Annotated in this window: 6 protein-coding genes; 4 read left to right on the forward strand and 2 right to left on the reverse strand. The window is 70.2% G+C overall.

The features are described 5' to 3' along the window. Positions 1-3: 3 nt before the first annotated feature. Positions 4-477 (forward strand): hemerythrin domain-containing protein, encoded by a 474-nt coding sequence (locus tag ACWC9T_RS32980; RefSeq protein ID WP_449824726.1) that lies wholly within the window; start codon positions 4-6, stop codon positions 475-477. Between the two features lie 226 nt (positions 478-703). Next, positions 704-1,912 (forward strand): PP2C family protein-serine/threonine phosphatase, encoded by a 1,209-nt coding sequence (locus ACWC9T_RS32985; RefSeq protein ID WP_449824727.1) that lies wholly within the window; start codon positions 704-706, stop codon positions 1,910-1,912. 126 nt (positions 1,913-2,038) lie between these two features. On the opposite strand, the gene ACWC9T_RS32990 is transcribed toward ACWC9T_RS32985, so the two are convergent. Both ACWC9T_RS32990 and ACWC9T_RS32995 read right to left on the reverse strand, forming a co-directional pair. After that, on the reverse strand, positions 2,039-3,883 hold the full coding sequence (locus tag ACWC9T_RS32990) for an ABC transporter ATP-binding protein (RefSeq protein WP_449824728.1): 1,845 nt from the start codon (positions 3,881-3,883) through the stop codon (positions 2,039-2,041). A 177-nt stretch (positions 3,884-4,060) separates the two neighbouring features. Next, complete coding sequence (locus ACWC9T_RS32995; RefSeq protein WP_449824730.1) at positions 4,061-4,276, reverse strand: hypothetical protein; 216 nt, start codon at positions 4,274-4,276, stop codon at positions 4,061-4,063. 528 nt (positions 4,277-4,804) lie between these two features. Between ACWC9T_RS32995 and ACWC9T_RS33000 the strand changes: the two genes are divergently transcribed. Both ACWC9T_RS33000 and ACWC9T_RS33005 read left to right on the forward strand, forming a co-directional pair. Next, a complete protein-coding gene (locus ACWC9T_RS33000; protein ID WP_449824731.1) occupies positions 4,805-5,425 on the forward strand; it encodes a DUF6230 family protein in 621 nt (206 codons plus the stop codon). A gap of 62 nt (positions 5,426-5,487) precedes the next feature. Next, positions 5,488-6,012 carry a DUF6114 domain-containing protein gene (locus ACWC9T_RS33005; RefSeq protein ID WP_449824732.1) on the forward strand — a complete coding sequence of 175 codons (525 nt, stop codon included), beginning with the start codon at positions 5,488-5,490 and terminating at the stop codon, positions 6,010-6,012. Positions 6,013-6,105: the final 93 nt, after the last annotated feature.

Consider the following 6,105-nt stretch of genomic DNA (forward strand, 5'->3'; position numbering starts at 1 on the left):
AAGATGTGCGAGTACTGCGGATGCCAGTCCCTGGCCACCATCCGGGAACTGACCGACGAACACGAAGCGGTGGTCAACCTGATCGGCGCCGTCCGAGCCGCCCATCGCGACGGTGACGTGTCCCGGATGGCCGAGGCCGCTCGGCGGATCACCGCGATCCTCGGCCCCCACACCGAAGTCGAGGAACACGGTCTGTTCCCCGCCCTGGCAGGGGAGTTCCCGGACCACATAGCCGTCCTGGAGGCCGAACACCGGCGGATCGAAGCCGTCCTCGGCGAAGCCGCAGCCGTTCTCCCCCCTGATCCGACCTGGCCGCAGCGACTGCTGGACGTCCTCGGGCTCCTGCGGGAACACATCCTCAAGGAACAGGACGGGGTCTTCCCGGCCGCCCTGGCAAGCCTGAGCCCGGACCAGTGGGCAGCGGCCGAGGCCGTCCGCGAGCGCGTCGGCAGCGCGCTGCCGGGTACGGCTCGCTGATGCGCGCTCCCGGGCCGGTGCCGCGTCACTTGCGGTGCATGGTGTGCGGCACCGGGCCCAGGTCATCGGAGCCACCATCGCGCCGGGGGCCGTGGTGATCGGTGCGCGCACCGGGGGCCGATGCCGTCTCGGCCGGGTGTCGCCGCGGCCGCACCCGGCACGATCGTGCCTGACGTGAGAGTGGCCGGGATCGGTGTGAGACTGGGGCACGGAAGGGGTGATCCCCGTGTCGGACCCACCGCACGCGTCCGCCGGTCCCGACACCGCCGTCGACGAGAATCGGCTGGAAGAACTGATCATCGAGGCGCAGACGGCCTTGCCGGTCGAACTGCCCGCCCTGGCGAACCGGTGCGCCGCGGCCCTCGGCCTGGACACCGCGCTGGTCTACCTCGTCGACCTGCAACAACGGCTGCTCGTCCCACTCGACGAGGCCTTGGAGCCACTGCCGGTGGACCGCTCGCCGGCCGGCTGGGCGTACCGCAGGGTCTCCCCGCAGGTGACAGTCGACGGCGGCGGCGTGATCGTCTGGATGCCGCTGGTCGACGGTGCGGAGCGGCTGGGCGTGCTGGCGGTGCGGACCGCCGCACTCGACGGGGTGCGGATGCGCCGCAGCCGGATGCTGGCCCATCTGTTCGGCATGCTGATCACCTCCAAGCGCACCTACAGCGACTGGCTCGCCTCCCTCGCCCGCACCGCGACCATGGGGTTGCCCGCCGAGATGCTGCGGGCCTTCCTGCCGCCCCACACCGTCGGCAGCAGCCGGTGCGTCTCGACCGCGGTCCTGGAACCGGCGTACGAAGTCGCCGGCGACGCCTTCGACCACTCGGTGGTCAAGAACGTGCTGCACACCATGATCCTCGACTCCATGGGTCACGATCTGACCTCCGGCCTGACCACGTCGGTCGCCATGGCGGCGGCGCGCAACGCCCGCCGCGCCGGCGGCGCCCCGGGCGACGTCGTCGGCTCCGTCGACCAGGCGCTCGCCCGGTGGCTGCCCGACCATTTCTGCACCGGCGTGCTGTGCCAGCTCGACGCGGAGACCGGGGTGCTGCACTGGGTCAACTGCGGTCACCCACCGCCGCTGCTGATCCGTGCGGAGCGGGTGCTTCACGGAGTGCTGGACAGCCCCCCGCAGCCCCCGATCGGTCTGGCCGGCCACCTCACTCCGGAAGTCCGGCAGGTCCACGAGACGACACTGGAACCGGGCGACCGCGTCCTGCTCTACACCGACGGCGTCGTGGAGGCACGCGACACGGACGGTGCGGAGTTCGGCCTCGACCAGTTCACCGACTTCATCATCCGCTCCTCGGCCGCCGGCCAGCGCCCGGCCGAGGTGCTGCGGCTGCTCATCCACGCCATCCTCGACCAGCAGCGAAACCGCCTGCGGGACGACGCGACCATCCTGCTCTTCGAATGGCGCCCGCAGCACCCGTGACGTGCTGTCGCACCGACTCTCTTCCGGTGGACCGCAAGGCCCCACGGCGCCGAGCGCCGTGCCGAGAGCTGTTGCCGCCCGCCCCGTCGGTGCGTGGCGCGGCCGTCGACGCGGTGGGCCAGGGGCTCAGGGGATGATCTTCACCGACTCGGCCCGTGGGTGGTGGAGCCGGTGGAGGCCGGCGTAGGCGGGGCTGCGGGCGAGGAGTTCCTCATGGGTGCCGTGGGCGGCGAGCAGGCCCTGTTCGAGCAGGACGATCTGGTCGGCGTCGCGGACCGTGAGAAGGTTGTGCGAGATGATGATCGTCGTGCGGCCGGCCATCAGCACGCGCAGCGGGCCCATGATCCGCCGGGCCGACTCGGCGTCCAGGCCAGTGGTGGGTTCGTCCAGGACGAGGACGGGTGCGTCCCGGATCATCGCACGGGCGATGGCCAGACGCTGGCGCTGGCCGCCGGAGAGAAGCCGCCCGCGCTGGCCGACCACGGTGTCGTAGCCGTCGGGCAGCAGGCTGACGAACCCGTGGGCGTCCGCAGCCCTGGCGGCCGCCAGGATCTCGGCCTCGGTCGCGTCCGGGCGCCCGTACGCGATGTTCTCCCGGACGGTGCCGTGGAAGACCAGGGTCTCCTGCAGGACCACGGCGACGTTCTCGCGCAGCTCGGTGAGCGACAGCTCGCGCAGATCGACACCGTCGAGCCGGACCGCGCCGGCGGTCGGGTCGTAGAAGCGGAGCAGCAGCTTGGCGACGGTGGACTTCCCCGCGCCGCTGGCACCGACCAGGGCCAGCGTCTTCCCCGGCGCCACCTTGAAGGACACCCCGGACAGCGCGTGCGTTGCCGCCTCCGGGTAGCTGAAGGTCACGTCGTCGAACTCGATCCCGCCGTGGGCCCGGCCGATCGCTCGCGGGGTCGGGGGGGCGGCGACCTGCGGGCGCTGGTCGAGCAGTTCGATGATCCGCTCGGCGGCGGCGGAAGCGCTGTAGAAGGCGTTGCCGAGCCCGGACATGCTCCGGATCGGGCTGTAGAGCTGGCTCAGCAGTGCGAGAAAGACCATCAGGCCGCCGAGGGTGAGCTGGCCACGGACCAGCTCCCAGGTCCCGAGGCCCATCACCGCCAGGCCGCCGAGCAGCTCGATGAACTCGACCGTCGGTCCGTAGAGCGCTCCGATCCGGGTCGAGGCCATCGCGGCGTGGTACCGGCCGACGCTCTCGCGCTGAAACCTGGCGTGCTCCCAGTCCTGGCGGTTGTACGCCTGGACGAGTGCGATGTTGCCGAGCGACTCCTCGGTGACCGCGCTGATCGAACCGCCGCGCCGGCGGCGTTCGCGCGAGGCCGCCTGGATCAGCTTGGCGAAGCGGCGGGCGGTGAGGAAGAACAGCGGCGTGGCGACCAGTGCGGTCAGCGTCAGGTCCCAGCTCAGCGCCAGCAGGAGACCGACGAAGATGCCCAGCCGCGCCAGCTGGCCGATCGCGGTGACGATCCCGGAGAGCAGGAAGGTCTCGACGGCGTCGACGTCACCGGTCACCCGGGACAACACGTCGCCGAGCTGCCGCCGCTCGAAGAAGCCCAGTGACAGGCCCTGGACGTGCCGGAACACGTCCGATCGCAGGATGAGCAGGAAGCGCTCGCTGACCCAGGTGGAGGTCACCTGGCCGGCGAAGCTCAGCATTCCGGAGAGCAGGGTGAGCCCGGCGTAGGCGAGGGCGACCGGCAGGAACAGACTCAGTCTGTGCGGGATGAGCATGTCGTCGATCACGATCTTGAACAGCCAGATCTCAGCCGCCTCGATCACCGGGCCCACCGCGACCAGGAGCAGCAGCACCACCAGCCAGTGGCGGCCGCCCTTGGTGTAGGGCCAGAAGCGCCGGAAGACCTCCCGGAGCGGGACCGGCGGTGCGGCGGGGACCAGGGCGTCGGAGCTCTCGACGACGAGCAGCCCTCGCAGAGCCCCTCGAAGGGTCCGTTTTCGCGTCATCTCACGGTCTTCCCGCTTGCTGCCGGCACCGGTCACCCCGCGCAATCCCGCTCCGAGCCTGGTACCCCTCTGGGTGGCGCGCGGCCGGACGGACCGGTCGGGCGATCTACAGGCCGGGCACGAAACATGCCCGGCCTGCTCTCGCAAGGGATCAAAAGCGTTCAGCTACTGCGGACGTCAGTGACCGCAGTAGCCGCCGCCCCAGTTGCCCCAGTCGCCATGGCCACCACGGCCGCCACGGCCGAAGTCGTCGTGGTCGAAGTCGTCGCGGTCGAAGCCGCCGCGGCGGAAGTCGTCACCGCGGCCGAAGTCGTCGCCATGGCCGTAGTCGCCGCCACGGCCGTCACCGTTGTTAAACCTGCCGAGGCTACGGAGGTTTCCGACGAGTCCCATGATCAAACCTTCCTACGATTCCCCCTCAAACCATCGTCAATCCGAGCGGAGGGGATCGGCAAGCGAAATCCGGGAAAAATTGAAGATTTAAAAAACTGCCAGCAGTCTAGTGATTTTTTAAGTAAAATAATGTCAAATCTTTGGTTGACTCAAAGTGAGAGGTCGCGTGCGGCGAGCTGCCGTGCTGCGGGTGTCAACCGCGCTATACCACCCCATGGGGGCATGGAGAGGCGGGCCTGCCGTGGCCTGGTCGTCCGCGCCACGGCAGGTCCGCCCGCCCCGCGGACGTACTGGACCGTGACCGAGCGTTCGCGCCCCCTGTGCCCTGGCCGATGGGCTGCTGGAGTGATGTGCAGCGACATGGTCGTCAACGTGGTCGCGAATGGTTTGCGGAGCCATTTCCCGCATCGCATGATCGGCTGTGGTCGGTCTTTTCGATCTCGGGCAGTCGGTGTGGTGTCCCGTGCGCCCGGTCCCGGCCGGTCAGCGGGCGCCCGGGAGCCATGGTCCACGTCAGAGAGGGGCGGCATGTCGCAACGCTTCGGCAGGACCCGCTGGAAGCGCTTCGCCGTCATCCTGCTGCCAGGTCTCGCGGCCACCGCGGCCCTCGTGGCCGGGGTGGCCCAGAACGCGCTCGCCGCGTCGTTCCTCATCTCCGGGGAGGAGTTCAAGCTCTCCGCCGACGAGCTCGATGGTCAAGGCTTCAGCCTTTACGGCACGGTGGACCTCACTCGCGAGCACGACCCGGTGCCGGTCATGGTGACGGGGTTCGAGTCCGCCACGATCCGCGGGCTCTGCCAGTCCGCCGTCTTCCCGATCCCGGTGCTCGGCCCCTTCACGCTGCGGCTCACCGGTGACAAGCGGGCGGCCACCGCGAAGGGGTTCTTCATCGATGCGAAGCACTTGGCGGCCGACCAGTCGAGCGCCCATCACCTCGACATCGGGGTCGCCGCCGGAGCGCTCACCAAAGGCGAAATCAGCCGGGGCGATCGGGACTCGCGCTTCTTCAACCCCAACAGCCTGGCACAGCAGGCAAGTTCGATCAACCTGACCGGCGTGCGGGTAACTGCGGTCGCGGTGGCGGCCAGCAGCTTCGATGTCCCCGGGCTGGGCGTGTCGCTCGTGCACGGCCGGGACGAGTGCTTCTGACCAGCCGGCCCGGCACCCCGATGACCCGTCTCAACCCCACTGACCGACCAGGGAGTTGCCACGTGTGGAACAGAACCACGGCCCCGTGGCCCCGGCCGCGCGAGGCGGTCGCCGCCGCCCGGCGGGAGTTCCGGCTCTGGCGCGGCACCCGCCCCTTCTGGGCCGGCCTGCTGACGTTCGGCGGCGGCCTGCCGATCCTCTACTTCCCCTTCCCCTGCACCCACCTCAGCCTGGGCGGTCTCGGCCTGGCGCTCTCCACCACTGCGGGCGCGGGCTCACTCCTCATCGGCAGCCTGCTGATCACGCTGGGTGTCACGCTCTGGCTCCAACAGGAGGTGAGGATCTTCGCCGGGGTCGCTGCGATCCTGCTCTCACTGCTCTCCGTGCCGGTCGCCAACTTCGGTGGCTTCTTCCTGGGCCTGCTGCCTGGGCTCGTCGGCGGCTCGCTGGCCTGCGCCTGGGCTCCACCCTCCACAAGCCCTGAGATCCGTGGTCGTCGCGGCGTTGATGGTCACGCGCTCGGCGCGGACGGTGATGGCGTCGGGCGCGACAGCGGCGGCCTGGTGGAGCCGGAGATCTCGGAGTGACCGCGAGAGGGCCCGTGCCACGCGGATCGCGCGGGCACGGGCCCTGTCGGGTCATCCCAGTGGTCCCTGTCCGGCCCCCGGGGTGAGGGGGAG

The sequence above is a fragment of the Kitasatospora sp. NPDC001159 genome, from assembly GCF_053598235.1.

Excerpts from the sequence above, each read along its gene's own strand:
- ACWC9T_RS32980 (WP_449824726.1), top strand. The coding sequence starts at position 4 with ATGTGCGAGTACTGCGGATGCCAGTCCCTGGCCACCATCCGGGAACTG.
- ACWC9T_RS32990 (WP_449824728.1), bottom strand. The coding sequence starts at position 3,883 with ATGACGCGAAAACGGACCCTTCGAGGGGCTCTGCGAGGGCTGCTCGTC.
- ACWC9T_RS32995 (WP_449824730.1), bottom strand. The coding sequence starts at position 4,276 with ATGGGACTCGTCGGAAACCTCCGTAGCCTCGGCAGGTTTAACAACGGT.
- ACWC9T_RS33000 (WP_449824731.1), top strand. The coding sequence starts at position 4,805 with ATGTCGCAACGCTTCGGCAGGACCCGCTGGAAGCGCTTCGCCGTCATC.